The 23,701-nt window shown below is 68.6% G+C and carries 26 protein-coding genes and 1 tRNA gene; 20 read left to right on the top strand and 7 right to left on the bottom strand.

Annotation, left to right across the window (positions count from 1 at the left end):
- The first annotated feature begins 53 nt into the window (after positions 1-53).
- From KZ810_RS01755 to KZ810_RS01745, 3 genes are all read left to right on the top strand, one after another.
- Entirely contained in the window at positions 54-260 is a 207-nt protein-coding gene (locus tag KZ810_RS01755; protein WP_219767275.1) for a hypervirulence associated TUDOR domain-containing protein, read from the top strand.
- Positions 261-424: 164 nt separating this feature from the next.
- Positions 425-501 (top strand) — tRNA-Arg (locus KZ810_RS01750).
- A gap of 184 nt (positions 502-685) precedes the next feature.
- Positions 686-1,177: a hypothetical protein gene (locus KZ810_RS01745; protein ID WP_219767274.1), complete on the top strand. Its 492-nt coding sequence runs from the start codon at positions 686-688 to the stop codon at positions 1,175-1,177.
- Between the two features lie 135 nt (positions 1,178-1,312).
- Here KZ810_RS01745 and KZ810_RS01740 read toward each other — a convergent pair whose 3' ends face one another.
- Positions 1,313-1,978 carry a nitroreductase gene (locus KZ810_RS01740; RefSeq protein ID WP_219767273.1) on the bottom strand — a complete coding sequence of 222 codons (666 nt, stop codon included), beginning with the start codon at positions 1,976-1,978 and terminating at the stop codon, positions 1,313-1,315.
- A gap of 81 nt (positions 1,979-2,059) precedes the next feature.
- Between KZ810_RS01740 and KZ810_RS01735 the strand changes: the two genes are divergently transcribed.
- From KZ810_RS01735 to KZ810_RS01725, 3 genes are all read left to right on the top strand, one after another.
- On the top strand, positions 2,060-3,244 hold the full coding sequence (locus KZ810_RS01735; RefSeq protein WP_219767272.1) for an acetyl-CoA C-acetyltransferase: 1,185 nt from the start codon (positions 2,060-2,062) through the stop codon (positions 3,242-3,244).
- 19 nt (positions 3,245-3,263) lie between these two features.
- Positions 3,264-4,046 (top strand): SDR family NAD(P)-dependent oxidoreductase, encoded by a 783-nt coding sequence (locus KZ810_RS01730; protein ID WP_219767271.1) that lies wholly within the window; start codon positions 3,264-3,266, stop codon positions 4,044-4,046.
- Between the two features lie 259 nt (positions 4,047-4,305).
- Positions 4,306-4,743 (top strand): acyl-CoA thioesterase, encoded by a 438-nt coding sequence (locus KZ810_RS01725; protein WP_219767270.1) that lies wholly within the window; start codon positions 4,306-4,308, stop codon positions 4,741-4,743.
- A gap of 12 nt (positions 4,744-4,755) precedes the next feature.
- Here the strand turns inward: KZ810_RS01725 and KZ810_RS01720 are convergent, their stop codons facing one another.
- Entirely contained in the window at positions 4,756-5,385 is a 630-nt protein-coding gene (locus tag KZ810_RS01720; RefSeq protein ID WP_308461464.1) for a TMEM175 family protein, read from the bottom strand.
- A gap of 74 nt (positions 5,386-5,459) precedes the next feature.
- Complete coding sequence (locus KZ810_RS01715; RefSeq protein ID WP_219767269.1) at positions 5,460-6,269, bottom strand: crotonase/enoyl-CoA hydratase family protein; 810 nt, start codon at positions 6,267-6,269, stop codon at positions 5,460-5,462.
- A gap of 115 nt (positions 6,270-6,384) precedes the next feature.
- Between KZ810_RS01715 and KZ810_RS01710 the strand changes: the two genes are divergently transcribed.
- Both KZ810_RS01710 and KZ810_RS01705 read left to right on the top strand, forming a co-directional pair.
- Entirely contained in the window at positions 6,385-6,867 is a 483-nt protein-coding gene (locus KZ810_RS01710) for a PaaI family thioesterase (protein ID WP_258044281.1), read from the top strand.
- Complete coding sequence (locus tag KZ810_RS01705) at positions 6,864-7,247, top strand: PaaI family thioesterase (protein WP_174191958.1); 384 nt, start codon at positions 6,864-6,866, stop codon at positions 7,245-7,247. The genes KZ810_RS01710 and KZ810_RS01705 overlap by 4 nt, the downstream gene beginning before the upstream one ends.
- 21 nt (positions 7,248-7,268) lie before the next feature.
- Here KZ810_RS01705 and KZ810_RS01700 read toward each other — a convergent pair whose 3' ends face one another.
- Positions 7,269-8,522: a PQQ-dependent sugar dehydrogenase gene (locus KZ810_RS01700; protein ID WP_219767268.1), complete on the bottom strand. Its 1,254-nt coding sequence runs from the start codon at positions 8,520-8,522 to the stop codon at positions 7,269-7,271.
- A 212-nt stretch (positions 8,523-8,734) separates the two neighbouring features.
- On the opposite strand from KZ810_RS01700, the gene rimP reads away from it, so the two are divergent.
- Genes rimP through KZ810_RS01660 form a run of 8 tightly spaced genes read left to right on the top strand, consistent with a single transcriptional unit; the run spans position 8,735 to position 16,115 of the window.
- Positions 8,735-9,295, top strand: coding sequence for a ribosome maturation protein RimP (gene rimP / locus KZ810_RS01695; RefSeq protein ID WP_219767267.1), 561 nt, complete (start codon positions 8,735-8,737; stop codon positions 9,293-9,295).
- Between the two features lies 1 nt (position 9,296).
- Complete coding sequence (gene nusA, locus KZ810_RS01690) at positions 9,297-10,931, top strand: transcription termination factor NusA (RefSeq protein WP_219767266.1); 1,635 nt, start codon at positions 9,297-9,299, stop codon at positions 10,929-10,931.
- Positions 10,931-11,173: a tautomerase family protein gene (locus KZ810_RS01685; protein WP_219767265.1), complete on the top strand. Its 243-nt coding sequence runs from the start codon at positions 10,931-10,933 to the stop codon at positions 11,171-11,173. The genes nusA and KZ810_RS01685 overlap by 1 nt, the downstream gene beginning before the upstream one ends.
- Positions 11,154-11,912, top strand: coding sequence for a DUF448 domain-containing protein (locus KZ810_RS01680; protein WP_258044279.1), 759 nt, complete (start codon positions 11,154-11,156; stop codon positions 11,910-11,912). The genes KZ810_RS01685 and KZ810_RS01680 overlap by 20 nt, the downstream gene beginning before the upstream one ends.
- Positions 11,909-14,758: a translation initiation factor IF-2 gene (infB, locus tag KZ810_RS01675; RefSeq protein WP_219767264.1), complete on the top strand. Its 2,850-nt coding sequence runs from the start codon at positions 11,909-11,911 to the stop codon at positions 14,756-14,758. The genes KZ810_RS01680 and infB overlap by 4 nt, the downstream gene beginning before the upstream one ends.
- Before the next feature lie 6 nt (positions 14,759-14,764).
- The gene (locus tag KZ810_RS01670; RefSeq protein WP_219767263.1) at positions 14,765-15,145 is read left to right on the top strand and encodes a bleomycin resistance protein; all 381 of its coding nucleotides are present in this window, start codon (positions 14,765-14,767) and stop codon (positions 15,143-15,145) included.
- Positions 15,138-15,524, top strand: coding sequence for a 30S ribosome-binding factor RbfA (rbfA, locus tag KZ810_RS01665; RefSeq protein WP_219767262.1), 387 nt, complete (start codon positions 15,138-15,140; stop codon positions 15,522-15,524). Before KZ810_RS01670 ends, rbfA begins: the two co-directional genes overlap by 8 nt.
- Positions 15,525-15,536: 12 nt before the next feature.
- Complete coding sequence (locus tag KZ810_RS01660) at positions 15,537-16,115, top strand: thymidine kinase (protein ID WP_219767261.1); 579 nt, start codon at positions 15,537-15,539, stop codon at positions 16,113-16,115.
- Between the two features lie 168 nt (positions 16,116-16,283).
- On the opposite strand, the gene clpA is transcribed toward KZ810_RS01660, so the two are convergent.
- Entirely contained in the window at positions 16,284-18,596 is a 2,313-nt protein-coding gene (gene clpA / locus KZ810_RS01655; protein WP_219767260.1) for an ATP-dependent Clp protease ATP-binding subunit ClpA, read from the bottom strand.
- A gap of 284 nt (positions 18,597-18,880) precedes the next feature.
- Entirely contained in the window at positions 18,881-19,078 is a 198-nt protein-coding gene (locus KZ810_RS01650; RefSeq protein WP_219767259.1) for a DUF1192 domain-containing protein, read from the bottom strand.
- A gap of 68 nt (positions 19,079-19,146) precedes the next feature.
- On the opposite strand from KZ810_RS01650, the gene KZ810_RS01645 reads away from it, so the two are divergent.
- Positions 19,147-20,148: an NAD(P)H-quinone oxidoreductase gene (locus KZ810_RS01645; RefSeq protein WP_219767258.1), complete on the top strand. Its 1,002-nt coding sequence runs from the start codon at positions 19,147-19,149 to the stop codon at positions 20,146-20,148.
- A gap of 100 nt (positions 20,149-20,248) precedes the next feature.
- Here KZ810_RS01645 and KZ810_RS01640 read toward each other — a convergent pair whose 3' ends face one another.
- Positions 20,249-20,512 carry a hypothetical protein gene (locus KZ810_RS01640; protein ID WP_219767257.1) on the bottom strand — a complete coding sequence of 88 codons (264 nt, stop codon included), beginning with the start codon at positions 20,510-20,512 and terminating at the stop codon, positions 20,249-20,251.
- A gap of 250 nt (positions 20,513-20,762) precedes the next feature.
- Between KZ810_RS01640 and KZ810_RS01635 the strand changes: the two genes are divergently transcribed.
- The 3 genes from KZ810_RS01635 to KZ810_RS01625 all read left to right on the top strand — a co-directional run bounded on the left by KZ810_RS01635 (position 20,763) and on the right by KZ810_RS01625 (position 23,559).
- Positions 20,763-21,689: a UDP-2,3-diacylglucosamine diphosphatase gene (locus KZ810_RS01635; protein ID WP_219767256.1), complete on the top strand. Its 927-nt coding sequence runs from the start codon at positions 20,763-20,765 to the stop codon at positions 21,687-21,689.
- Positions 21,690-21,695: 6 nt separating this feature from the next.
- Positions 21,696-22,718 carry a glycosyltransferase family 4 protein gene (locus KZ810_RS01630; RefSeq protein WP_219767255.1) on the top strand — a complete coding sequence of 341 codons (1,023 nt, stop codon included), beginning with the start codon at positions 21,696-21,698 and terminating at the stop codon, positions 22,716-22,718.
- Positions 22,719-22,872: 154 nt separating this feature from the next.
- A complete protein-coding gene (locus KZ810_RS01625; protein ID WP_219767254.1) occupies positions 22,873-23,559 on the top strand; it encodes a DUF1013 domain-containing protein in 687 nt (228 codons plus the stop codon).
- Positions 23,560-23,701 lie beyond the last annotated feature (142 nt).

Raw genomic sequence — 23,701 nt, 5'->3', positions numbered from 1 at the left:
TGCCGCCGCCGCCGATTGATCGCGCACTGATCCGGGCAAAAAGGAGAAGGCGAATGGCGAAGGAACTGCACAAGGGTGACGAGGTCACCTGGAAATCGCACGGCGGCGAAGCGCACGGCACCGTCGAGAAGAAGCAGACCAGCGATACCAAGATCAAGAGCCACACGGTGAAGGCGTCGAAGGACGACCCGCAATACATCGTGAAGACCGACAGTGGTTCGAAGGCGGCGCACAAGCCGGAATCACTCAAGAAGGCGTGATGGCGCGCGCACCGGCGGATCGTCTGACGGACGATATGCCGGTCCGCTCGCCGCTTCCCCGCACCGCACTACCCTCGGGACCCCACGCGGCGCTCGCGCCGATGACGCGAACGCGCCGGCTCGATTGATTAAGCCGCCCGATCGCGATACGCACGGTGCGCAGTGCCCCCGTAGCTCAGCCGGATAGAGCGACGGTTTCCTAAACCGCAGGCCGTGAGTTCGAATCTCGCCGGGGGCACCACTCGCGCACGTCGATCACCGCGTCCCTCCTGCCCCGAGCGTTCCAGGGACCGCAACCGATGTCACGTCGCAGGGTCGAGGCGTTGCCCCAGCACATTTCCCGCGCAAACATACGCAACCGAACTGTAAAGAAGACCGGGTGCCGCTCCCCCGCCGATGTCTTAGAAGCATCGCAGGGGTACGGCATGAAGACGAACACGACCACTGCCGTTCTCGTGCCCTGCCGCATCAATGTCGGCACGGCCTGGGCCGATGCGTGCATCCACGAAGTCGCGCCCAAATCGATCGTCATCTCCAGCACCGCGGCGATGAAGGTCGGCAGTTACGTCGACGTGCGGCGCGGCACCTTGATCATCATCGGGCGCGTCGGCTGGGTTCGCGACGGCCGGGTCGGTATCCGCACGCAGGATCCGGTCAGCGCGTCGGCGCTCGTCAACGAACCGCGGCTCGCGCAGCGCCCCGGGCAGGCTGCGGCCATCGAGCGCCGCGGTCCCGCGCGCGATCGCCCCGCGCTTTCCCCCGCGATGCAGGCGGAGCGGAGCCGCCGCATCTCCTCGGCGCTGCAATTCGCGGCGCTGACCGCGGCGACCGGCGGCGGCGCCTATCTGCTCGCCTCGCAGCTCTATGTCGCGCTCAGCGTACCCTTCGCGCGTATCTCGGCGGCGCTCGGCGGCTGATCGGCTTTTCCTGCTAGCCTAGCGCCACGGCAGATCACCGAAGCGCAAGCGCTCCCACGGCCACGAACTGAGGCTAGGCGCCACCGGGTGCGGTCTACGTCAACATCGCCACACGAGATCCGCGGCGGCGCCCGCTCAAGCCCGAACGGTCAACCACTCCTCCTCCGGCGCGCGGGTCGAGCGCGTCAGATTGGCGGGATCGTCGGCATCCTCATATCCGATCGCAACCCCGCAAAAGAGCATCCGCTCCGCCGGCGTCTCCAGGAACGCCTCGATCGTCTGCGGGAACACCGCCCAGCATTCCTGCGGACAGGTGGCGAGCCCGTGTTCAACCGCCAGCAGCATCAGGTTCTGCAGATACATGCCGAGGTCGGACCATTGCGGCGGCCCCATCCGGCGGTCGACCGTGACGAAATAGGCCGCGGGCGCGCCGAAGAACTGGAAATTGCGCGCGAACCAGATCGCGCGCGCGCGCTTGTCCTCGCGTGGGATGCCCAGCCGGCCGTACATCTCCTCGCCGATCGCGAAGGTGCGCTGGCGATAGCGATCGTCCATCTCCTTCGGATAGATGTCATAACCCGGCGTCTCAGTTTCGCGCCGCGCGGTCTTGCCCGCCATGATTTCCTTCAGCCGCCGCATCGTCTCGCCGTGGACGATGTCGACGTGCCACGGCTGGATGTTGCCGCCGGTCGCCGCGCGCGCCGATTTGATCGCGATGTCCTTGAGCAGTGCCGGGTCGACCGCGCGGTCGAGGTACCCGCGCACCGAACGCCGCGCCGCGATCGCCTGTGTCACATCCATTCGCACCGTCTCCGCTCTTGCCGTCCGCGTCAATTTGCGTAACTAAGCACCGGGATAACATCTGTTATGGAGACGCGGAAGATGGCCGAGGCTTTTATCGTCGACGCAGTGCGCACCGCCGGGGGGCGGCGCGGCGGCAAGCTCGCGGGCGTCCATCCGGTCGACTTGGCCGCACACGTGCTCGACGCGTTGGTCGAGCGCAGCGGCATCCCGCCCGAGGCGGTCGACGACGTCGTGATGGGCTGCGTCAGCCAGGGCGGCGAGCAGGCGGGACAGGTCGGGCGCAACGCCGTGCTCGCGTCCAAGCGGCTGCCGCAATCGACCCCCGCGGTCACGATCGACCGCCAGTGCGGCTCATCGCAGCAGGCAATCCAGTTCGCGGCGCAGGCGGTGATGTCGGGGACGCAGGACGTGGTGATCGCGGCGGGCGTGGAAAGCATGACGCGGGTGCCGATGGGCTCGACCTTCAAGCTGTTCTACGACGCCGGGCTCGGCAAGAACAAGTCGCCGGGTCTGGAGGAAAAATATCCCGGCATCCAGTTCAGCCAGTTCGTCGGCGCCGAGATGATCGCGCGCAAATACGGCTTCTCGCGCGAGGACACCGACGCCTACTCGCTCGGCTCGCACCAGAAGGCGATCGCCGCAACGCAAGCGAACCGCTTCGCCGACGAGATCGTGCCGATCGAGGTCGAGACGCCCGAGGGTAACGCCCACCACGACAAGGACGAGGGCATCCGCTACGACGCGAGCGCGGAGAGCATGGCGGGGGTCAAGCTATTGTCCGACAAGGGCGTGCTGACCGCGGCGTCCTCCAGCCAGATCTGCGACGGCGCGTCGGCGGTGCTGATCGCGAGCGGCGAGGCGGTCGAGAAATACGGGCTCACCCCGCTCGCGCGCATCGTCAATTTGACCGTTACCGCGGGCGACCCGGTCGTGATGCTCGAGGAGCCGCTGTTCGCGACCGACAAGGCACTCAGCCGCGCCGGGCTCTCGATCGACGACATCGACCTGTACGAGGTCAACGAGGCGTTCGCGCCCGTGCCGATGGCGTGGCTCAAGCACACCGGCGCCGACCCGGACAAATTGAACGTCAACGGCGGCGCGATCGCACTCGGCCATCCGCTCGGCGCGTCGGGCACGAAGCTGATGGCGACGCTGGTGCACGAACTCAAACGCCGCGGCGGGAAATACGCACTGCAGACGATGTGCGAGGGCGGCGGCGTCGCGAACGTCACCATTATCGAGCGCGTCGACGCGGCTGCGTGAAATTCAGGAAGGGGACATCATGAAACTCGACAACACCATTTCTGCGGTCATCACCGGCGGCGCCTCGGGCCTGGGCGAGGCGACCGCGCGCGCGCTGGCGGCGAAGGGCGTCAAGGTCGCGCTGTTCGACCTGAACGAAGCCAAGGGCGAGGCGGTCGCCGCCGAACTGGGCGGCGTGTTCTGCAAGGTCAACGTCACCGACGAGGCATCGGTCGACGCCGGGTTCGAGAAGGCGCGCGCGGCGATCGGTCAGGAGCGTATCCTCGTCAACTGCGCGGGCACGGGCAACGCGATCAAGACCGCCAGCCGCTCGAAAGAAGACGGCTCGATCAAGCATTTCCCACTCGACGCGTTCAACATGATCATCCAGATCAACCTCGTCGGCACGTTCCGCTGCATCGCGAAAGCGGCGGCGGGGATGATGAGCCTCGATCCGCTGGAAGACGGCGACCGCGGCGTCATCATCAACACCGCCAGCGTCGCGGCCGAGGACGGGCAGATCGGCCAGGCGGCCTATTCGGCGTCGAAGGGCGGCGTCGTCGGCATGACGCTGCCGATCGCGCGCGACCTGATGGGCGAGGCAATTCGCGTCAACACGATCCTGCCCGGCATCTTCAACACCCCGCTCCTCGCCGCCGCGCCGCAGAACGTGAAGGATGCGTTGGGCGCGCAGGTCCCCTTCCCCAAGCGGCTCGGCAACCCGCCCGAATACGCCAGCCTCGCGCTCACCATGATCGAGAATGGGTATGTCAACGGCGAGGACGTGCGGCTGGACGGCGCGATCCGCATGGCACCGCGCTGAGCCGAAGCGCGGAACCGGCGCACCCTGCGCCGCCCACGCGCAAGGCCGGCCGGCGGGTCGGCGACGCCGAACCCGTCCGACGACGCGGGACCTGCTCCCGCGTCGGCCTGCCCGGAGCCGACCGGCCCGACCGCTCACGGTGAACGCCGGCCCCCGATGACAAGGGCGGCAGTCCCCGCCCAACGCCGCGTTCATCCGCAGCGACACCATACTCCGGCTCGAGGCTCGCGCCCCCCGCCCCCTCAATCAGAAAGCCGCCATGCCCCGTCCCGCACCGTACCGCCTCGACCTCGACAGCTATCCGGTGCGCGAAACGGTGCCGACGCGCTACCAGGACCTCGACGCGATGGGGCACATCAACAATGTCGCGTTCGCCGCCTTGTTCGAGACCGCGCGGGTGCGGTTCAACTGGATGCTCGGCCGCTTCAATCGCGGGGACGGTTTTCGCGCGGTGGTGGCGATGAATGCGGTCAATTACCTCGCGGAAGGAAGCTTCCCCGCCGATGTCGAGATCGCGACCGGGATCGGCCGGATCGGCACGCGGTCGTGGGAAATCCTCGCGGTGATGCACCAAAGCGGCCGCGCGATCGCGACCTGCGACACCGTGCTCGTCATGACCGATCCGAAGGAAGGCGCGATCCCCGACGACTTTCGCGCCGCGCTGACGGGGAAGCTGATGCGGGTGCCCCCCGCCTGATCGCGCAAACCCTCAACGCGTGCGGCGACGCATCACGTAGGTGATGATCGGGCTGCCCACCGCGAGCACGACGACCGCGGCCAGCGGCGCGATCATCCCGGCGACGAAGGCGAGCCCGCCGATCAGCATCGGGATCCAGCTCGCGCGCAGGTGCGGCGAAAGCGTTGCCATGCTCGCGTCGTCGCGCCGCAATTTGGGGTGCCGGATCGCCAGCCGGATGATCCGCTGGTTGAGCAGGCCGAGCAGAATCAGCCACAACGCGTAGAAGCCGACGCCGACGCGCAATTGCGCATATTCGGCGACGATCGCGGTCGGGAACGGCGTGAACGCGACCGCGAGCAGCAGGAACAGATTGGCCCAGAGCACGGTCGGGCTGATCGCGCGCATTTCCCCCAGCGTCAGGTGATGCGACACCCAGAACCGCGCGAGGACGAGGAAACTGACGAGGAAGCCGATATAGCTCGGGATCAGCGTCAGCAGCGCGTGCGCGAGCAGCGCGTCCTCCATCCGCGGAATGTGCGGCAGCTTCACTTCGACCACCAGCAGCGTCATCGCGATCGCGAACACCGCGTCGGAGAAGAACGCCATGCGTTCAAGCTGCGCGCGATCATGCTCGTGATCGCCGCCCGTCACTTCGCTCACCCGCTTTCGCCCCCGCTCCGCTTTTCCCCGCGGGCAGCGCTAGCCACAAAGTTCGCGCCTAACAATCGCGGCGATCAATCCTCGAAGACGGGCGCGCGCTTCTCCATGTTGGCGCGTACCGCCTCGACCTGTTCGGGCTTGCGGATCAGCGCGACCTGTTCCTCGCTCTCCGCCAGCAGGATCGCGGCGGCGTCCATGTCGGGCACCGCGTTGAAGATGCGCTTCGATGCCTGCACCGCCTTCGGGCTGCGCCCGGCGATTTCGCGCGCAATGCTCATCGCGCGGGCGTGCGGATCGTCGTCGAGATGCGTGACGAGGCCCCAGCCCTGTGCCTCCGCGGCGGTGAATTCGCGGCTGGTATAGACGAGTTCGCGCAGCACGTCCTCGCGCGCGGTGCCGCGCCACAGCACGAACCCGCCCATGTCGGGGACGAGCCCCCAATAGGTCTCGCGGATCGCCATGCGCGTGGCGGGATGCGCGACGCGGATGTCGGCACCCGACAGCAGCTGGAACCCGCCGCCCATCGCGACGCCGTGGATCGCGGCGATCACCGGCACGCCCAAGTCGCGCCAGCCAGTGCAGACATATTGCGCGGTGTTGGCGATGCCGTGGGTCCGCTCGTCGAGCCGCAACCCCGATCCGCCGCCCGCCATCGACGCCATGTCGAGCCCGGCGCAGAACGCGCGCCCCTCGCCCGACAGGACGACCGAGCGCACCCCGCGCATCGTCTTCAATTGCTCGATCGCGTCGACCAGCGCGGCGAACATCGCGGGGTCGAGCGCGTTCATCTTGTCCGCGCGCGTCAGGCGAACGTCGGCGATGCCGTCTGCCACCGTGATCGAAACGCGGTCGTTGTTCGCTTCGCGTGGCTTGGTGTCGGTCATCGGATCGGGCTCCCGCGTAAGTCTGTCGGCTTAACGGCTAGCGCGTGGCCGCGCGCGCCGCAACAAGCCGCCGCACGATGTTGCGCGCTCGCATCAGCCGTGTAGGTGACGCGACATGAAATGGGACCCGTTCTCGATGACGCTCGACCAGCTCGACGTGACCAGCTTCGGCGGGCACGGCGGGCGGCTCGGCATCCGCTTCCACGCCCGCGGCGACGACTGGATCGAACTCGCGCTTCCCTATGCGGCCGACCTCGTCGGTGACGAGGCGAGCGGGGTGATCGCGTCGGGGCCGATCATCGCGATGATGGACATGGCGACGAGCTTCGCGATCTGGAACCAGATCCGGGTGTTCGTGCCGCAGGCGACGCTCGATCTCAGGATCGACTATCTGCGCCCCGCACGCCCGAACCGCACGGTGATCGGCCGCGCCGAATGCCTGCGTGTGGCGCGCTCGATCGCGTTCACGCGCGGGATCGCGCACGATGGCGATCTTGATGACCCGGTCGCGCACGTCGCCGCGACCTTCATGATCCCGAGCGGACAATATCCGCGCCCGTCGCGCACCGCCACGCCCGCCGCGGAGCAACAGTCGTGAAGCTGCCACCCTATGCCGCAGTGCTCGGCGCCGAGCTCGAACATGCCGAGGATGGCACCCCCGTCATGATGATGCCGTTCCACGACGGCGTCGTCGGCCGCCCCGGTTTCCTGCAAGGCGGCGCGATCTCCGGCCTGCTCGAGGTCGCGGCGATCGCGGCGCTCCACCACGCGCTCGCCGAGGAAGGCGGCGGACGGATCAAGCCGATCAACGTCACGATCGATTTCATGCGCGGCGGGCGCGACCGCGAGACGCGCGCGGCGGGGACGATCACGCGGCTGGGCAACCGCGTCGCCAACGTCGAGGCGTTCGCGTGGCAGGACGACCGCGCGAAGCCGATCGCGGCGGCGCGGATGAACTACCTGATCGAGCGCGACTGATCCGGCGCACCGCGCCGCGCGTCAGCCTTTCGGGGTCAGCCGCAGCAGCTTGCCGTCGTCTTGGATCACCCAGATCGCGCCGTCGGGGGCCTGTGCCACGTCGCGAATGCGCTCGCCCATGGTCCATTGCTCGGCGCTACGCGCCAGATCGCCGTTCACCGCGACGCGCACCAGCGACTTGCTCGACAGCCCGGCGATGAACAGCGACCCGCGATAGGCCGGGAACATCGCGCCGGTATAGGCGATCATCCCGCCCGGCGAGATCACCGGGTTCCACCACAGCACCGGCGCCTGGAACTCGGGGCGCGACGGGTGGTCGGGTATTTCGACCCCCGAATAATTGTCGCCGTTCGACACCAGCGGCCAGCCGTAATTCTTGCCCGGCTGGATCAGATTGAGCTCGTCGCCACCGCGCGGGCCCATCTCCTCCTCCCACAACCGACCATCGGGCGCGAAGACGAGGCCGTACGGATTGCGATGCCCGCTCGACCAGGTCATCGCGCGCACCCCGCCCGCCTTGAACATCGGATTGCCCGGCCACGCCGCGCCGTCGAGCGTCAGCCGCAATATCTTGCCGAGCGCCTGTTCGGGATCCTGCGCAGGCGTGAAACGCTGCCGTTCGCCCGATGTCAGGAACAGCGACTTGCCGTCGGGGGCGAAGGCGATGATCGCGCCGAATTGCCCGCCCGGCCCGTCCGAACCCGCGCGCCAGATCACGCGCTGGTCGCCCAGTCCGGCATCGTCGAGCCGCGCGCGCATCAGGGCGAGACTCGACCCGCCGTTCGGCCGCGGCTCGGCGTAGCTCAGGTAGATCGTGCGGCTCGTCGCGAAATCGGGCGCGGGCGCGACATCGAGCAGACCGCCCTGCCCGCCACCCGCGACCGCAGGAACCCCCGCGATGTCGGACACGCGCCCGTCGGCGGCACGCAGCTTGAGCGCGCCCGCCTTCTCGGTCACCAGCAGGCGCGCGTCGGGCAGGAACGCGATCGAGAACGGGTCGCCGAACTGGCCCATCGTAGTGATCGTGACGGGCGGCGTGGTTGCGGCGATGTTGGCACGCCCCGTGGTCGCGGGCACGTTGCGTGCGGTCGGTGCCGGCGCGTTCTTCGGCACCGGCGCATTGCTCCCCGCCACCTGCGGGCCCTGCGGTCCTTGCGTCACGTCAGCGGGCGCGCTCGCCTCGTTCGCGCGCGGCTGCATCTGCGTCTGAGTTTGAGGCTCGGCGGAGCAGGCGGTGGAGGCGAGCAGCGCGGCGGTGAAGGCGAGCAGGCGCATGGATTTGTTCCCCCGAAGGATATCTCTCCCGCCACAAAGGCGAAGGCGGCACGGTTGTTCCGGCACACGCGCAGTGACGAAGCCCGAGTGCCAACGCTTGCCCGCTTGCGAGGCGGCCGCGATCGGTCTATATCATCCGTGCTTTCTCTTACATCGCGAGGTGCAAGGGGCTGCGGGGCCGGGCTCCGCGGCGGCAAGAAACGCATGTTCGGATGATCCGCTTGGACGATGTAAACGCTCTGTCTGCCATGATCGCACCCGAGGCCGAGGCGCTTGGCTTCGCGCTGGTGCGCGTGCGCCTGTTCGGCAAGGGCGACGAGCGGACGCTGCAGGTGATGGCCGAACGCCCCGACACGCGCCAGCTGACGATCGACGATTGCGGCGATCTGTCGCGTCGCATCTCCGATCAGCTCGACGCGGCGGAAGCGGCCGGGCGCGATTACATCGACGGCGCCTACCGGCTCGAGGTGTCGAGCCCCGGCATCGACCGCCCGCTCACCCGCCTGCAGGATTTCGAGGACTGGAAGGGGCACGAGGCCCGCATCCACCTGACCCAGCCGGTCGACGGGCGCAAGCAATTGACCGGCGACCTCGTCGGCATCGACGGCGACCGGATCACGATCGACGTGCGCAAGCACGAGGCGATGACGATCGGGTTCGATCAGGTCGCCGACGCGAAGCTCCTGCTCACCGACCGGCTGATCGCCGCCACCGTTCCGCTCTCGCAAGACGGCGCGGAAGAAGAAGAATTCGAAGAAGAGGACAACGCTTAAGATGGCCACGGGCGTCACTGCGAACCGCGCGGAACTGATCGCGATCGCCAATTCGGTCGCGTCGGAGAAGATGATCGACAAGGGCATCGTCATCGAGGCGATGGAGGACGCGATCCAGCGCGCGGCGCGTACCCGCTACGGCCAGGAGATGGACATCCGCGCCAAGCTCGACCCCAATAACGGCGACCTGCGCTTGTGGCGGGTCGTCGAGGTGGTCGAGCAGGTCGACGACATCTACAAGCAGGTCGACGTCGCGGGCGCGCAGAAGCTCCAGGCGGGCGCCGACATCGGCGACTATCTGGTCGATCCGCTGCCCCCGATCGAATTCGGCCGCATCCAGGCGCAGGCCGCCAAGCAGACGATCTTCCAGAAGGTCCGCGACGCCGAGCGCGAGCGTCAGTACGAAGAGTTCAAGGACCGCGCGGGTGAGATCATCACCGGCGTCGTCAAGCGCGTCGAGTTCGGCCACATCGTCGTCGACCTCGGCCGCGCCGAGGGCGTGATCCGCCGCGACGCGCAGATCCCGCGCGAGGTGGTGCGCGTCAACGACCGCATCCGCTCGCTGATCCTGAAGGTCGTGCGCGAGAACCGCGGGCCGCAGATCTTCTTGTCACGCGCGCATCCCGACTTCATGAAGAAGCTGTTCGCGCAGGAAGTGCCCGAAATCTACGACGGCATCATCGAGATCAAGGCGGCCGCGCGCGATCCGGGCAGCCGCGCCAAGATCGGCGTCATCAGCCACGATTCCTCGATCGACCCCGTCGGCGCGTGCGTCGGCATGAAGGGCAGCCGCGTCCAGGCGGTCGTGCAGGAGATGCAGGGCGAGAAGATCGACATCATCCCCTGGTCGCCCGACACCGCGACCTTCGTCGTCAACGCTCTGCAGCCCGCGAACGTCGCGCGCGTGCTGATCGACGAGGAGGACGATCGCATCGAGGTGGTCGTTCCCGACGATCAGCTCAGCCTCGCGATCGGCCGCCGCGGCCAGAACGTCCGCCTCGCCTCGCAGTTGACCGCGAAGGCGATCGACATCCTGACCGAGACGGACGCGAGCGAGAAGCGCCAGGCCGAGTTCGTCAAGAATTCGGACACGTTCCAGAACGAGCTCGACGTCGACGAGACGCTCGCGCAGCTGCTCGTCGCGGAGGGCTTCAGCGAGCTGGAAGAGGTCGCTTATGTCGAGCTCGACGAGCTCGCCGGGATCGAGGGCTTCGACGAGGACCTCGCGCAGGAGCTGCAGAGCCGCGCGCAGGAAGCGCTCGAGCGGCGCGAGACCGCGCAGCGCGAGGAACGTCGTGCGCTGGGTGTCGAGGACGCGCTCGCCGATCTGCCGTACATGACCGAGGCGATGCTCGTCACGCTCGGCAAGGCGGGGATCAAGACGCTCGACGATCTCGCCGATCTCGCGACCGACGAGCTGATCGAGAAGAAGCGCCAGGAACCGCGCCGTCGCAACGACGACGCGCCCAAGCGTCCCGAACACAAGGGCGGCGTGCTCGGCGCCTATGGCCTGACCGAGGAGCAGGGCAACGAGATGATCATGGCCGCGCGCGCGCACTGGTTCGAGGACGAGCCCGCAGCCGACGCGACTGCCGAGGATGCGGAACCCGCGACCGAGGAGGCGGCGCGCGACTGATGCCGTTCGTGTCGATCCGTCTCGCAGGCACTGCGACCAAGGAGCAGAAAGCGGGGATCGTGGCCGATGTCACGTCCTCGCTGGTCACGCGGCTGGGTAAGAACCCGGCCGCGGTGCAGATCGTGATCGAGGAAGTCAGCACCGAGAACTATGGCGCGGGCGGGCAGTTGATCGCCGATCGCGACTCGCCCGCCCCCGCCCTTACCGACAAGGGAGACGCTGATGCGGAACCCCGACCATGAGGCGCCCGTCCCGTCCGAGATAGACGGCCCCACCCGCTCCTGTATCCTGACGCGCGAACGCGCGCCCGCGCACGCGCTCGTGCGCGTCGTGCTCGGCCCCGACGGACAGGTGTATCCCGACGTCCGCGCCAAGGCGCCGGGCCGCGGTGCCTGGATCGGCGTCACGCGCGCCGCGCTCGAGCAGGCGCTGCCCAAGGGCCGGCTGCGCGGCGCGCTCGCGCGCGCGTTCAAGTCGAGTGACGTCAACGTCCCCGACACGCTGCCGCAGCAGATCGCGACCGCGCTGGAGAAGAACGCACTCGACCGCCTGGGGCTGGAGGCGCGCGCCGGCCATCTGCTGACGGGGGCCGAGCGGATCGAGAATGCGGCGCGCGGGCAGCAGCTTCGCGCGCTCTATCACGCTGCTGACGCGGGCGACGACGGGGTGCGCAAGCTCGCGCAGGCGTGGCGCGTCGGCTCCGACCGCGAGGGAAGCGACCTGAAGGGTCTGGTTCTTCCCGTCGAACGCCCCATATTGTCGTTGGCGCTGGGCCGCGAGAATGTGGTACACATCGGCGTCACCGACCGCGCGGCGGCCGAACGACTGGGCGAGGCGCTCGGTCGCTGGCTGCACTTTATCGGCCCTGATCCTATCCCGGCACCTTGCGAAACGGCCTCGCAAGGCGCATCGGCGCCCGGTCCCGAGCTTGCCTCGAACTTGGCGCCTACGGCCGTGACGATGAACGAGGAATTTGAGTGAGCGAGACCGACAACGACAAGCCGAAACTCGGAATGCGCCAGCCGCTGGGGCTGAAGCGCACGGTCGAGACCGGCAAGGTGAAGCAGAGCTTCAGCCACGGCCGTAGCAATACGGTGGTGGTCGAGGTGAAGCGTCGCCGCGTGCTCGGTCCGCAGGGTGCGGCACCCGAGCAGACTGCTGCGCCCGAGCCGACGCCCGCGCCCGCCCCGGCGGCGGCACCGCGTCCCGCCGCGCCGCAGCGCCCGGCCGTGAGCAACGAGACGCCACAGGAGCGTCAGGCCCGCCTGCTGCGCGAGGCCGAAGAGCAGCGCATGCATGCGCTGGAGGAAACGCGTCGCCGCCAGGAAGCCGAGCGTCAGCAGGCCGCCGAGGCCGAGCGCGCGCGCGCCGAGGAAAAGCGTCGCGCCGAGGCTGAGGCGCAGGCAGCGCCCCCGGCACCCGCGCCCGCGCCGACCCCCGCGCCCAAGCCCCAGGCGGCTCCGACGCCCGCCCCCGAGGCAGCGCCGGCCCCGACCGTCGCGACCCCGATGGGTGCGCGCGGTTTCCGCCCCGTGATCCGCGAAACGCCGCCCGCGCCTGAGCCGACCCCGGCTCCCGCAGCGACGCCGGCGCCAGCGCCGGTCGAGGCAGCGGCTCCCGCACCGGCCCCGACGCCCGCACCCACGCCTGCACCAGCTCCCGCGCCCACACCTGCCCCGGCGCCCGCGCCGCGGCCGACCGTGGAACTCGCGCGCGATCCCGCGATGCCCGCGCCGCGTCGCTTCTCGCCGGTCGCGCGTCCCGAAATCCCCAAGCCGCAGCCGAAACCCGAGCCCAAGCCCGCACCGGCGGCGGCTCCGCAGGCAGCGTCGGGCACGACCGGCAACGCCGCGCGTCCGATGCCCGCGGGCACGATGGCCGCGCGCACCGCGCCGCCGTCGCGCCCGACGCAGCGCGACCGCAAGTCGGACGAGCGCCGCGGCGGCAAGCTGACCGTCAATCGCGCGCTGAACGAGGACGGCGCCCGCGCCCGCAGCCTCGCGGCACTCAAGCGCGCGCGTGAGAAGGAGAAGCGTGGCTTCGGTGGCCCGCGCGAGCCGCAGGCCAAGCAGGTCCGCGACGTGCAGGTGCCCGAGGTCATCACCGTGCAGGAACTCGCCAACCGTATGGCGGAGCGTGGTGCCGATCTGGTCAAGGCGCTGTTCAAGATGGGCATGCCCGTCACGATGACGCAGTCGATCGATCAGGACACCGCCGAACTGCTGGTGACCGAATTCGGCCACAACATCGTCCGCGTGTCGGATTCGGACGTCGATCTCGCGTTCGATACCGCCCCCGACGCCGAGGCCGATCTGCAGCCGCGTCCGCCGGTGGTCACGATCATGGGCCACGTCGATCACGGCAAGACGAGCCTGCTCGACGCGCTGCGCGGCACCGATGTGGTGCGTGGCGAAGCCGGCGGCATCACCCAGCACATCGGTGCGTATCAGGTGACGCTTAAGGACAAGTCGAAGATCACCTTCCTCGACACGCCCGGCCACGAGGCGTTCACTGCGATGCGTGCGCGCGGTGCCGACGTGACCGACATTGTGGTGCTGGTGGTCGCCGCCGACGACGGGTTGATGCCGCAGACGATCGAGGCGATCAATCACACCAAGGCGGCGGGCAAGCCGATGATCGTCGCGATCAACAAGGTCGACAAGCACGACGCCAACCCGCAGCGCGTGCGCGAGCGTCTGCTCGAGCACGACGTCCAGGTCGAGGAAATGGGCGGCGAGACGCAGGACGTCGAGGTGTCCGCGCTCAAGAAGACCGGGCTCGACACGCTGATCGAGAAGATCCAGCTCCAGGCCGAACTGCTCGAACTGCGCGCCAACCCCGATCGCGATGCCGAGGGCAGCGTGATCGAGGCGAAGCTCGACAAGGGCCGCGGTCCGGTCGCGACCGTGCTCGTCACGCGCGGCACGCTGAAGGTCGGCGACGTGTTTGTCGTCGGCGCGGAAAGCGGCAAGGTCCGCGCGATCGTCGACGACAAGGGCCGCCAGCTCAAGAAGGCGGAACCGTCGATGCCGGTCGAGGTGCTGGGCATCACCGGCACGCCGTCGGCGGGCGATCAGATGCAGGTGGTCGAGAACGAGCAGCGTGCGCGCGAAGTGGCGGAATATCGCCAGGGCGTGCTGACGCAGAAGCGCACCACCTCGGCCCCCGCCAGCCTCGAGAGCATGTTCTCGGCGCTCGCCGCGAACAAGGCGATCGAATATCCGCTCGTCGTCAAGGCGGACACGCAAGGGACGGTCGAGGCGATCGTCGCGTCGATCAACAAGATCTCGACCGATCTGATCCGCGCGCGCGTCCTTCATTCGGGCGTCGGCGGCATCACCGAGAGCGACGTAACGCTGGCGGGTGCCAGCGGCGCGCCGATCATCGGCTTCAACGTCCGCGCGAACGCCAAGGCACGCGAGATCGCCGAGCGGCAGAAGGTGGCGCTGAAATACTACGACGTCATCTACGACCTCATCGACGAGATCCGCGCCGGCATGGCGGGCGAGCTCGGGCCCGAGGCGTTCGAGACGGTCGTCGGTCGCGCCGAGATCCGCGAGGTCTTCTCGGCCGGCAAGCATGGTCGCGCGGCGGGTCTGCTCGTCACCGACGGTGTCATCCGCAAGGCGCTCAAGGCACGTATCACGCGCCAGGACGTCATCATCTACCAGGGCGAGATCGCGTCGCTTCGTCGATTCAAGGACGACGTCGCCGAGGTCCGCGCCGGGCTGGAATGCGGTGTGACGTTCACGCAGAACTTCACCGACATCAAGGCGGGCGACTATCTGGAAACCTACGAGGTCGAGCTGCGCGAGCGCACGCTCTAACCGGCGATGCTCGGCCCCGTCACGCCCGTGCTGCGCAGCTTCGACGAAGCACGCACGCGGGCGTTCTACCTCGATTTCCTCGGCTTCGAGCTGGTGTTCGAACACCGGTTCGAACCGGGGATGCCGCTCTACCTGGGCGTGCGGCGGGGTGAGTGCGTGCTCCACCTCTCCGAACATTACGGCGACGCGGCGCCCGGTGCCGCAGTGCGGATCGCGTGCGACGACGTGACGGCCTACGCCGCCGCGCTGCGCGACAAGGGGTTCGGGAATGCACGCCCCGGCGCGCCGCAGTCGACGCCGTGGGGCACGCGCGAGTTCGCGGTGCACGACCCTTCGCACAACCGGCTGACCTTCTACACCGACATGAATGGTGACGATCATGAATGACCAGCAGGGCGAACGCTCGGTCCGCACGCTCCGCGTCGGCGAGCAGGTACGCCATGTCCTGTCCGAAATCCTCCAGCGCGGCGACGTCCACGACGAGACGCTCGCTCGCCACGTCGTCAGCGTCACCGAGGTGCGCATGTCGCCCGACCTGCGCCACGCGACCGTGTTCGTGAAACCGCTGCTCGGCCGCGACGAGGATGCCGTGCTGAAGGCGCTGCGCACCAACACGGCCTATCTCCAGCGCGAGGTCGCGCACCGCGTGCAGAACAAATATGCCGCCAAGCTCAAGTTCCTCGCCGACGAGAGCTTCGACGAGGGCAGCCACATCGACGCGCTGCTGCGTCGCCCGGAAGTCGCGCGCGACCTCGACGCCGAATAACGCGGGGCGGCCGTGGCCAAGCTGTATTTCTATTATGCCAGCATGAATGCGGGCAAGTCGACCAACCTGCTCCAGGCCGACTTCAACTATCGCGAGCGCGGCATGACAACGATGCTGTTCACCGCCGCGATCGACGACCGCTTCGCTGCGGGGACAATCACCTCGCGGATCGGCCTGTCCGCGCCGGCGACCCCGTTCGACACCGCCACCGACATTGCCGCTGAGGTCGCCGCGCGCCACGACGTCACGCCGCTCGCCTGCGTGCTGGTCGACGAGGCGCAGTTCCTGACCGACGCGCAGGTCGACCAACTCGCCTGGCTCGCCGACAGGCTCGGCGTCCCCGTCCTCGCCTACGGCCTGCGCACCGATTTCCAGGGGCAGCTCTTCCCCGGCTCGGCGCGGCTACTCGCGCTCGCCGACTCGCTGATCGAGATCAAATCGGTCTGTGCGTGCGGGCGCAAGGCGACGATGAACCTGCGCGTCGACGACAGCGGCCGCCCGATCGCGCAGGGGCAGCAGACCGAGATCGGCGGCAACGACCGCTACGTCGCCTTGTGCCGCCGCCATTTCAGCGAGGCGCTCGCCGGCTGATCGGCCGGGCAACTCTCGTTCACCAAACGCCCGTCCCTACCCCGATCGTCGTCGCCAAGCCCACGCTCCTCCCACCCGGCGGCACAACGGCAGCGAGTAACCACCCGAAAAACGAAACCCCGGCCAGTCCCCCGGCCGGGGTTCGTCTCATTCACCGCTCGGCGCGGTTCACGCCTTGACGGTCGCCGCCTTGCCGCCCTTCTTCTTGGGTTTGGGCGCCGCCGGTTCGATCGTGAAGGCGAGCGCATTGTCCTTGAGCTTGACCGTCACCTCGCCGCCGTGGACCAGCTTCCCGAACAGCAGTTCCTCGGCGAGCGGCTGCTTGATCTTCTCCTGGATCAACCGGCCCATCGGACGCGCGCCGTAGAGCTTGTCATAGCCCTTCGTCGTCAGCCACGTCTTCGCCTCGTCGTCCAACTTGATGTGGACGTCGCGGTCGGCGAGCTGCAGTTCGAGCTGGAGGATGAACTTGTCGACCACGCGCGCGACGACCTCGGGCGGCAGGTAACCGAACGGCACCACCGCATCCAACCGGTTGCGGAACTCGGGCGTGAACATCCGCTGCACCGCCTGCTCGTCCTCACCCTCGCGGGTCAGATTGCCGAAGCCGACCGTCTCGCGTGCCATGTCGCTCGCCCCCGCATTAGTCGTCATGATCAGGATGACGTTGCGGAAATCGACCGTCTTGCCGTGCTGGTCGGTCAGGCGCCCGTTGTCCATCACCTGCAACAGGATGTTGAACAGGTCCGGGTGCGCCTTCTCGATCTCGTCGAGTAGCAGCACGCAGTGCGGGTTCTGGTCGACCGCGTCGGTGAGCAAACCACCCTGGTCGAACCCGACATAGCCCGGGGGCGCACCGATCAACCGGCTGACCGAGTGGCGCTCCATGTACTCTGACATGTCGAACCGCTGGAGCGGAATGCCGAGGATGGTCGACAATTGCTTGGCGACCTCGGTCTTGCCGACGCCGGTCGGACCCGAGAACAGATAGTTGCCGATCGGCTTCTCTGGCTCGCGCAGGCCCGCGCGCGCCAGCTTGATCGCGCTCGACAGTTTCTCGATCGCGGCATTCTGCCCGAACACGACGCGCTTCAGATCGGTCTCGAGATGCTCGAGCACCTTCTTGTCGTCGGTCGACACCGACTTCGGCGGGATGCGCGCCATCGTCGCGATCACCTGCTCGATCTCCTTCGCGGTGATCGTCTTCTTGCGCTTGTTGGGCGCCACCAGCATCTGCATCGCGCCGACCTCGTCGATCACGTCGATCGCCTTGTCGGGCAGCTTGCGATCGTTGATGTAGCGCGCCGACAGTTCCACCGCCGACTTGATCGCCTCGGGCGTGTACTTGACCGAGTGATGCGATTCGAACGCCGAGCGCAGGCCGGCGAGGATCTTGATCGTGTCTTCGACCGACGGCTCGTTGACGTCGATCTTCTGGAACCGGCGCAGCAGCGCGCGATCCTTCTCGAAGTGGTTGCGGAATTCCTTGTAGGTGGTCGAACCGATGCAGCGGATCGTGCCGCCCGACAGCGCGGGCTTGAGCAGGTTCGACGCGTCCATGGCGCCGCCACTCGTTGCGCCCGCACCGATCACGGTGTGGATCTCGTCGATGAACAGGACCGCGTCGGGCATCTTCTCCAGTTCGTTGACGACCGCCTTCAACCGCTCCTCGAAATCGCCGCGGTAGCGCGTGCCGGCGAGCAGCGCGCCCATGTCGAGCGAGTAGATCACCGCGGGCAGCAGCACCTCGGGCACGTCGCCCTCGACGATCTTGCGCGCCAGCCCTTCGGCGATCGCGGTCTTGCCGACGCCGGGATCGCCGACGTAGAGCGGGTTGTTTTTCGAACGGCGGCACAGGATCTGCACCGTGCGGTCGACCTCGGCCGAACGCCCGATCAGCGGATCAACCTTGCCGGTCTTCGCCTTCTCGTTCAGGTCGACGGTGAACTGCTTGAGCGCGCTCTCGCCCTTCTTCCCGCCTTCTGCTTTTTCCTTCTTCTCTTCCTCCGCACCCTTCACGCTGGTCGCCTCCGGGGTGGCGTTGCCCTTGCCAACGCCGTGGCTGATGTAGCTGACCGCATCCAGCCGGCTCATGTCCTGCTGCTGGAGGAAATAGACCGCGTAGCTCTCGCGCTCGCTGAACAGCGCGACGAGCACGTTCGCGCCCGTCACCTCGTCGCGGCCCGACGACTGGACGTGGAGGATCGCGCGCTGGACGACGCGCTGGAACCCGCTGGTCGGCGAGGGATCGGTCGCCGCGTCGACCTTCAAAGCGCCCAGTTCGGTGTCGAGGTAATGCGCGACGGTGGTTTTCAGCTCGCCCGTGTCGACGCCGCACGCGGCCATCACCTGGGCGGCGTGCTCGTCGTCGATCAACGCGAGCAGAAGGTGCTCCAGCGTCGCATATTCGTGACGGCGCGAGGACGCGGCCTCGAGCGCCTTGTGCAGCGTGGTCTCGAGAGCGCTGGCAAAAGAAGGCATCGGTTACTTACTCCTGTCGGGCGCCGCCCGCACAGGCGATGCCCTTTGAACCTATGTCGGTAGTGGTGCCCGCCGCATCAAGCCGCGCGCCCTCTTCGCCATCGCTGGAATAAACGTGCACGGTGATCGATTGGCTCCGGCGCAATCCACGCCGCGCGCACGCCGGGCCTGCCCCTGCGCGATCGCCTGCCCGCCTCGCCGCGGCCGTCATCGGCGCGTGCGGGCGGACGAGGCCGGTCATCGCGGTTGCCGGCTCATGATCTTGGCTCTCATGAGCGGAGCCCTCATGACCGGAACAGCGCGTCGGCGCTGGCGCGGTGGCTGACCGCGCCGTCGATCTTCGCGCGACAGCGCGCGATCTCGCCGGTCAGCGCCGCGACGCGCGCCTCCAGCTCGGCGACCGACAGCCGATCGAGATCCTCGGCCAGCAATGCCGTCAGCGGGTCGTCGCCGCGGCGACCGAGGATATCGTCCAGGTCCACGGCGATGAACGTTGACCCTGTCAAAAGCGAAGTCAATAAGGCCGCCGCAAATTGGGGGGAAATCGGTGATGGGTGACGTGCCCGATACGATGCTGGCGATCGACCCGGATACGCCGGGCGGACCCGAGGTTCTGGGCCCGGTCGAGCGCCCGGTCCCAACGCCCGCCGCGGGCGAGGTGCTGATCCGCGTCGCCGCCGCCGGGGTGAACCGCCCCGACGTGCTCCAGCGCAAGGGCGGCTACCCCCCGCCCCCCGGCGCGCCCTCCACGCTTGGGCTCGAACTCGCCGGCCACGTCGTCGCGGTCGGCGACGAGGTCGACGCGGCGATGATCGGGCAGCCGGTCTGCGCGCTGGTCGCGGGCGGTGCCTATGCGCAATATGCGGTCGCCCCCGCCGCGCAGTGCCTGCCCGTGCCCGAGGCGCTGTCGATGGTCGAGGCCGCGGCGCTGCCGGAGACGCTGTTCACCGTCTGGACCAACCTGTTCGAGCGCGCCTTCGCGGTCGAGGGGGACACAGTTCTCGTCCACGGCGGCACCAGCGGCATCGGCACGATGGCGATCGCGCTCGCCAATTTGTTCGGGCTCACGATCATCGTGACCGCGGGCTCGGACGAGAAATGCGCCGCGGCGCGGTCGCTCGGCGCGCATCACGCGATCAACTACAAGACGCAGGATTACGTCGCCGAGGTGAAGGCAATCACCGGCGGTGAGGGCTGCGCCGCGGTGCTCGACATGGTCGGCGGCGATTACGTGCCGCGCAACATGCAATGCCTCGCGGACGACGGGCGCCACGTCTCGATCGCAGTGCAGGGCGGCGCGACCGCGACCGTGCCGATCTTCGAGATCATGCGCCGCCGCCTCACGCTGACCGGATCGACGCTGCGCGCGCGCGATGCGGCGTTCAAGGGGCTCGTCGCCGACGAATTGCACAAGACGGTGTGGCCGCACGTCGAGGCGGGCCGGCTGAAGCCGGTGATGGACCGCACCTTCCCACTGTCGCAGGCCGCCGACGCGCACCGCCGCATGGAGGCGGGCGACCATGTCGGGAAGATCGTGCTAACGCTCGACTGATTGGCCGCACCGGCCCTGAAAACGAGAAACGGCGCGCCGGGCATCCCCGGCGCGCCGTTTCTGCTATCGGGTGCCCGCCGCAGCAGGCACCCCACGCGGCTTAGTTGCTGTCGCTGTTGCTGCCGCCGTCGGTCGCGACCAGCACCACCGCGACGATCACCGCCAGGATGCCGATGCTGATCAGCGTGCCCGTCGGCACCGCCGCACCGATCTGGCTCGACTTCGCCGCGGGCGCGGCGGCGCGCAGCGACAGCGACTGCGCCGGGTTGGCGCGCACCGGCGCGGGCGCGGCAACCGCGCCGGTCGAAACGGTCATCAGCGCGGCCGCGGCGACGCCACCCAGCATGGACTTGAACGAAACCATGATAATTCCTCCTGTTGGCGCTCGCTTCATCCGTCGCGGCACGCGAGTCAACACGCGCCGCACGCCCCCGAGACGCGTGCGGCGCGTTAAGCAGAGGGATGTTGCAGGCGTGCGACAATCGGGGCCTGCCGCCACGCCGCACACGCGCTGACGCGGAACCGTCACGCCGGTGTCGCCGCCGCGTCACGCGCCCGAGATGCGCGCGTAACATGGCCGGTTTAGGGCCTTTCTCGACCGGGAGAGCCTCGCCATGACCGTCAAAACGATCGCGCGCCCACGTGCTGGGACATCACCCATCAGCGGCGCCGACATCACCGACCTGTTCGATTTCGCCGCATCGCGCCCGCATCGCCCCGAACCCGAGGGCCCGGCGGCCGATCGCGCGCGCCGCCGCTATCGCACCGTATGGATCAGCGACGTTCATCTCGGCACGCGCGGCTGCAACGCCGACCTGTTGATCGACTTCCTCGACCACGTCGACAGCGACACGATGTACTTGGTCGGCGACATGATCGACGGCTGGCGGCTGAAGAAGCGGTTCTACTGGCCCGCCGCGCACAACGACGTCGTCTGGCGGCTGATGAAGCGCGCGCGGCGCGGCACGCGGATGATCTACATTCCGGGCAACCATGACGAGATGTTCCGCCAGTTCGCGGGGCTCGACTTCGGCGGCATCCAGATTCGGCGCAAGGCGATCCACGAAACCGCCGACGGCCGCCGCCTGCTCGTGCTCCACGGCGACGAGTTCGACGCGATCACGCTCGCGCACACCTGGCTCGCGCACGTCGGCGACGTCGCCTATCACGCGCTGATGGAGGTGAACCGCTGGGTCAACGCCTTCCGCCGCCGCGCCGGCATGCCCTATTGGTCGCTGTCGAAACACGCCAAGGCGAAGGTCAAGAACGCGGTCGCGTTCATCTCGCGCTTCGAGGAGGTCGTGGCGCAGGCGGCGGGCGCGCGCGGCGTCGACGGCGTCGTGTGCGGGCACATCCACACCGCTGAGATCCGCGACATCGCGGGCGTCGCTTATTACAACGACGGCGACTGGGTGGAGGGATGCACCGCGCTGGTCGAACATCACGACGGGCGGATGGAGCTGCTCCACTGGGCCGACGAGATCGCGCGCCGCGCCCGCGACGCCGCGGCCACCGCCGCCCCGCTCACGCTCGCGGCCTGAACCCGCGTGCGGATCGCGATCGTCACCGACGCCTGGCGCCCGCAGGTCAACGGCGTCGTGCGCACGCTGGAGGCGACGCGCGCGCACCTGCTCGCGCTCGGCCACGACGTGCTGGTGATCGCGCCCGACGCCTTTGCCAGCCTGCCGTGCCCGACCTATCCCGAGATCCGCCTCGCGCTCGCAGGGCGCGGTGCGGTCGGGCGCCGCCTCGCCGCGTTCATGCCCGACGCGATCCACATCGCGACGGAGGGTCCGCTCGGGCTCGCCGCGCGGCGCTGGTGTGGTGCGCGCGCGCTGCCCTTCACCACCGCCTATCACACGCAATTCCCCGATTACGTGTCGGCGCGCACCGGGGTCGATCCCGAATGGGTGTGGCGATACGTCCGCTGGTTCCACGCCGCGGCCGAGGCTGTGCTCGTCTCCACCCCGACGATCGCCGACGCACTCCACCGCCACGGCCTAGCGCACACCCGATCGTGGGGGCGCGGCGTCGATCTCGACTGCTTCACGCCCGGTGGGCCGCTCGACGCGAGCATCCGCGCTTTGCCCGGCCCGGTCCTGCTCTACGTCGGGCGCGTCGCGGTCGAGAAGAACCTGGAAGCGTTCCTCACCGCCCCCGTCGCGGGCAGCAAGGTCGTGATCGGCGACGGCCCCGCGCTCGCGACACTTGCGCAGCGTTACCCGTCCGCGCACTTCCTCGGTCGCCGCGCCGGCGCCGCGCTCGCCGCTGCCTATCGCAGCGCCGACGCGTTCGTCTTTCCCAGCCGCACCGACACGTTCGGGCTCGTCATGATCGAGGCGATCGCCTGCGGCACGCCCGTCGCCGCCTATCCGGTCCCCGGCCCGGTCGACGTGCTGACCCCCGCGACGGGCGCGATGCACGACGATCTGGGACAAGCGATCCGCGCCGCGCTGCTGCTCGACCGCGGCGACTGCGCGGCGGCGGGGCGGCGGTTCACCTGGGCGGCCGCGACCGAGCAGTTCGTCGCCGCGTTGCAGCCGATCGGCCCCGCCCGCCTCGCGGCCTGATCCGCCCCGCCACGAGCAGTACCCATCCGCGACGCGACCGCGCGGCTGGCACGCGGTGCATCCGCCGCTTGCCCTCGCCCGCCCCACGCACTAAGTTCGAAACGTTGCGGCCGCTCCGGTAAGGGGCGGCCCTTTGCATTTATGGAGTTCCCGCATGGCCCAGCCGCTCATGCCCCACGCCACCGCTTCCTGGCTGGTCGACAATACCGCGCTCTCCTTCGAGCAGATCGCCGACTTCTGCGGTCTCCACATCCTCGAGGTGCAGGCGATCGCGGACGATACCGCCGCGACCAAGCTCACGGGCCGCGATCCGATCCGCGCGCACGAGGTGACGCAGGAAGAGGTCGACCGCGCGCAGGCCGACCCCAATTACCGCATGCAGATGACCAAGGGTCCCGAGCAGGTCCGCCGCACCAAGGGCCCGCGCTACACGCCGGTGTCGAAGCGGCAGGACAAGCCCGACGGCATCGCCTGGATCATCCGCAACCATCCCGAGATTTCGGATGGGCAGATTTCACAGCTGATCGGCACGACGCGCACGACGATCGCCGCGATCCGCGACCGCAGCCACTGGAACATCGCCAACATCACGCCGAAGGACCCCGTCACGCTCGGGCTCACCAGTCAGCGCGAACTCGACGCCGCGGTCAACAAGGCGGCGAAGGCGGCGGGGATCGAGCAGCAGCAGACCGACACCCGCCTCGACGGTGATCGTCAGGCGCTGATCGCGTCGCTGCGCGCCGAGCGCGATCAGGCCGCGCGCGATGCCGAGAACATCGAGAACGGTTACGACGAGGGCGCCACCGCGCGCCCGGCGTTCGAGGATCCGTTCCGCCGCTGAACCGCGCGGAGCGACGCAAAGTTAAGAAGCCGCGAGCGGAAAACCCCGCCTCGCGGCTCTTCTCGTTTGCATCGCTGCCGACACGAGAGGCGCGGCATCGCCCGCACGGATTAAGCCGCCCGCTTCATTATCTGCGTGACGC

Origin of the sequence: Sphingomonas citricola, assembly GCF_019429535.1 — a bacterium.
GTDB classification, from domain to species: domain Bacteria; phylum Pseudomonadota; class Alphaproteobacteria; order Sphingomonadales; family Sphingomonadaceae; genus Sphingomonas; species Sphingomonas citricola.
This window is presented reverse-complemented; position numbering and strand designations above follow the sequence as displayed.

What these genes read in the sequence shown, in the direction of transcription:
- KZ810_RS01740 (WP_219767273.1), bottom strand. Translation starts at nt 1,978, where the DNA reads ATGGATGTGACACAGGCGATCGCGGCGCGGCGTTCGGTGCGCGGGTAC.
- rimP (WP_219767267.1), top strand. Translation starts at nt 8,735, where the DNA reads ATGATCCGCTTGGACGATGTAAACGCTCTGTCTGCCATGATCGCACCC.
- KZ810_RS01730 (WP_219767271.1), top strand. Translation starts at nt 3,264, where the DNA reads ATGAAACTCGACAACACCATTTCTGCGGTCATCACCGGCGGCGCCTCG.
- KZ810_RS01670 (WP_219767263.1), top strand. Translation starts at nt 14,765, where the DNA reads ATGCTCGGCCCCGTCACGCCCGTGCTGCGCAGCTTCGACGAAGCACGC.
- KZ810_RS01715 (WP_219767269.1), bottom strand. Translation starts at nt 6,269, where the DNA reads ATGACCGACACCAAGCCACGCGAAGCGAACAACGACCGCGTTTCGATC.
- rbfA (WP_219767262.1), top strand. Translation starts at nt 15,138, where the DNA reads ATGAATGACCAGCAGGGCGAACGCTCGGTCCGCACGCTCCGCGTCGGC.
- KZ810_RS01745 (WP_219767274.1), top strand. Translation starts at nt 686, where the DNA reads ATGAAGACGAACACGACCACTGCCGTTCTCGTGCCCTGCCGCATCAAT.
- KZ810_RS01700 (WP_219767268.1), bottom strand. Translation starts at nt 8,522, where the DNA reads ATGCGCCTGCTCGCCTTCACCGCCGCGCTGCTCGCCTCCACCGCCTGC.
- KZ810_RS01645 (WP_219767258.1), top strand. Translation starts at nt 19,147, where the DNA reads ATGGGTGACGTGCCCGATACGATGCTGGCGATCGACCCGGATACGCCG.
- KZ810_RS01725 (WP_219767270.1), top strand. Translation starts at nt 4,306, where the DNA reads ATGCCCCGTCCCGCACCGTACCGCCTCGACCTCGACAGCTATCCGGTG.
- KZ810_RS01635 (WP_219767256.1), top strand. Translation starts at nt 20,763, where the DNA reads ATGACCGTCAAAACGATCGCGCGCCCACGTGCTGGGACATCACCCATC.
- KZ810_RS01640 (WP_219767257.1), bottom strand. Translation starts at nt 20,512, where the DNA reads ATGGTTTCGTTCAAGTCCATGCTGGGTGGCGTCGCCGCGGCCGCGCTG.
- KZ810_RS01710 (WP_258044281.1), top strand. Translation starts at nt 6,385, where the DNA reads ATGAAATGGGACCCGTTCTCGATGACGCTCGACCAGCTCGACGTGACC.
- nusA (WP_219767266.1), top strand. Translation starts at nt 9,297, where the DNA reads ATGGCCACGGGCGTCACTGCGAACCGCGCGGAACTGATCGCGATCGCC.
- KZ810_RS01680 (WP_258044279.1), top strand. Translation starts at nt 11,154, where the DNA reads ATGCGGAACCCCGACCATGAGGCGCCCGTCCCGTCCGAGATAGACGGC.
- KZ810_RS01735 (WP_219767272.1), top strand. Translation starts at nt 2,060, where the DNA reads ATGGCCGAGGCTTTTATCGTCGACGCAGTGCGCACCGCCGGGGGGCGG.
- KZ810_RS01755 (WP_219767275.1), top strand. Translation starts at nt 54, where the DNA reads ATGGCGAAGGAACTGCACAAGGGTGACGAGGTCACCTGGAAATCGCAC.
- clpA (WP_219767260.1), bottom strand. Translation starts at nt 18,596, where the DNA reads ATGCCTTCTTTTGCCAGCGCTCTCGAGACCACGCTGCACAAGGCGCTC.
- KZ810_RS01625 (WP_219767254.1), top strand. Translation starts at nt 22,873, where the DNA reads ATGGCCCAGCCGCTCATGCCCCACGCCACCGCTTCCTGGCTGGTCGAC.
- KZ810_RS01685 (WP_219767265.1), top strand. Translation starts at nt 10,931, where the DNA reads ATGCCGTTCGTGTCGATCCGTCTCGCAGGCACTGCGACCAAGGAGCAG.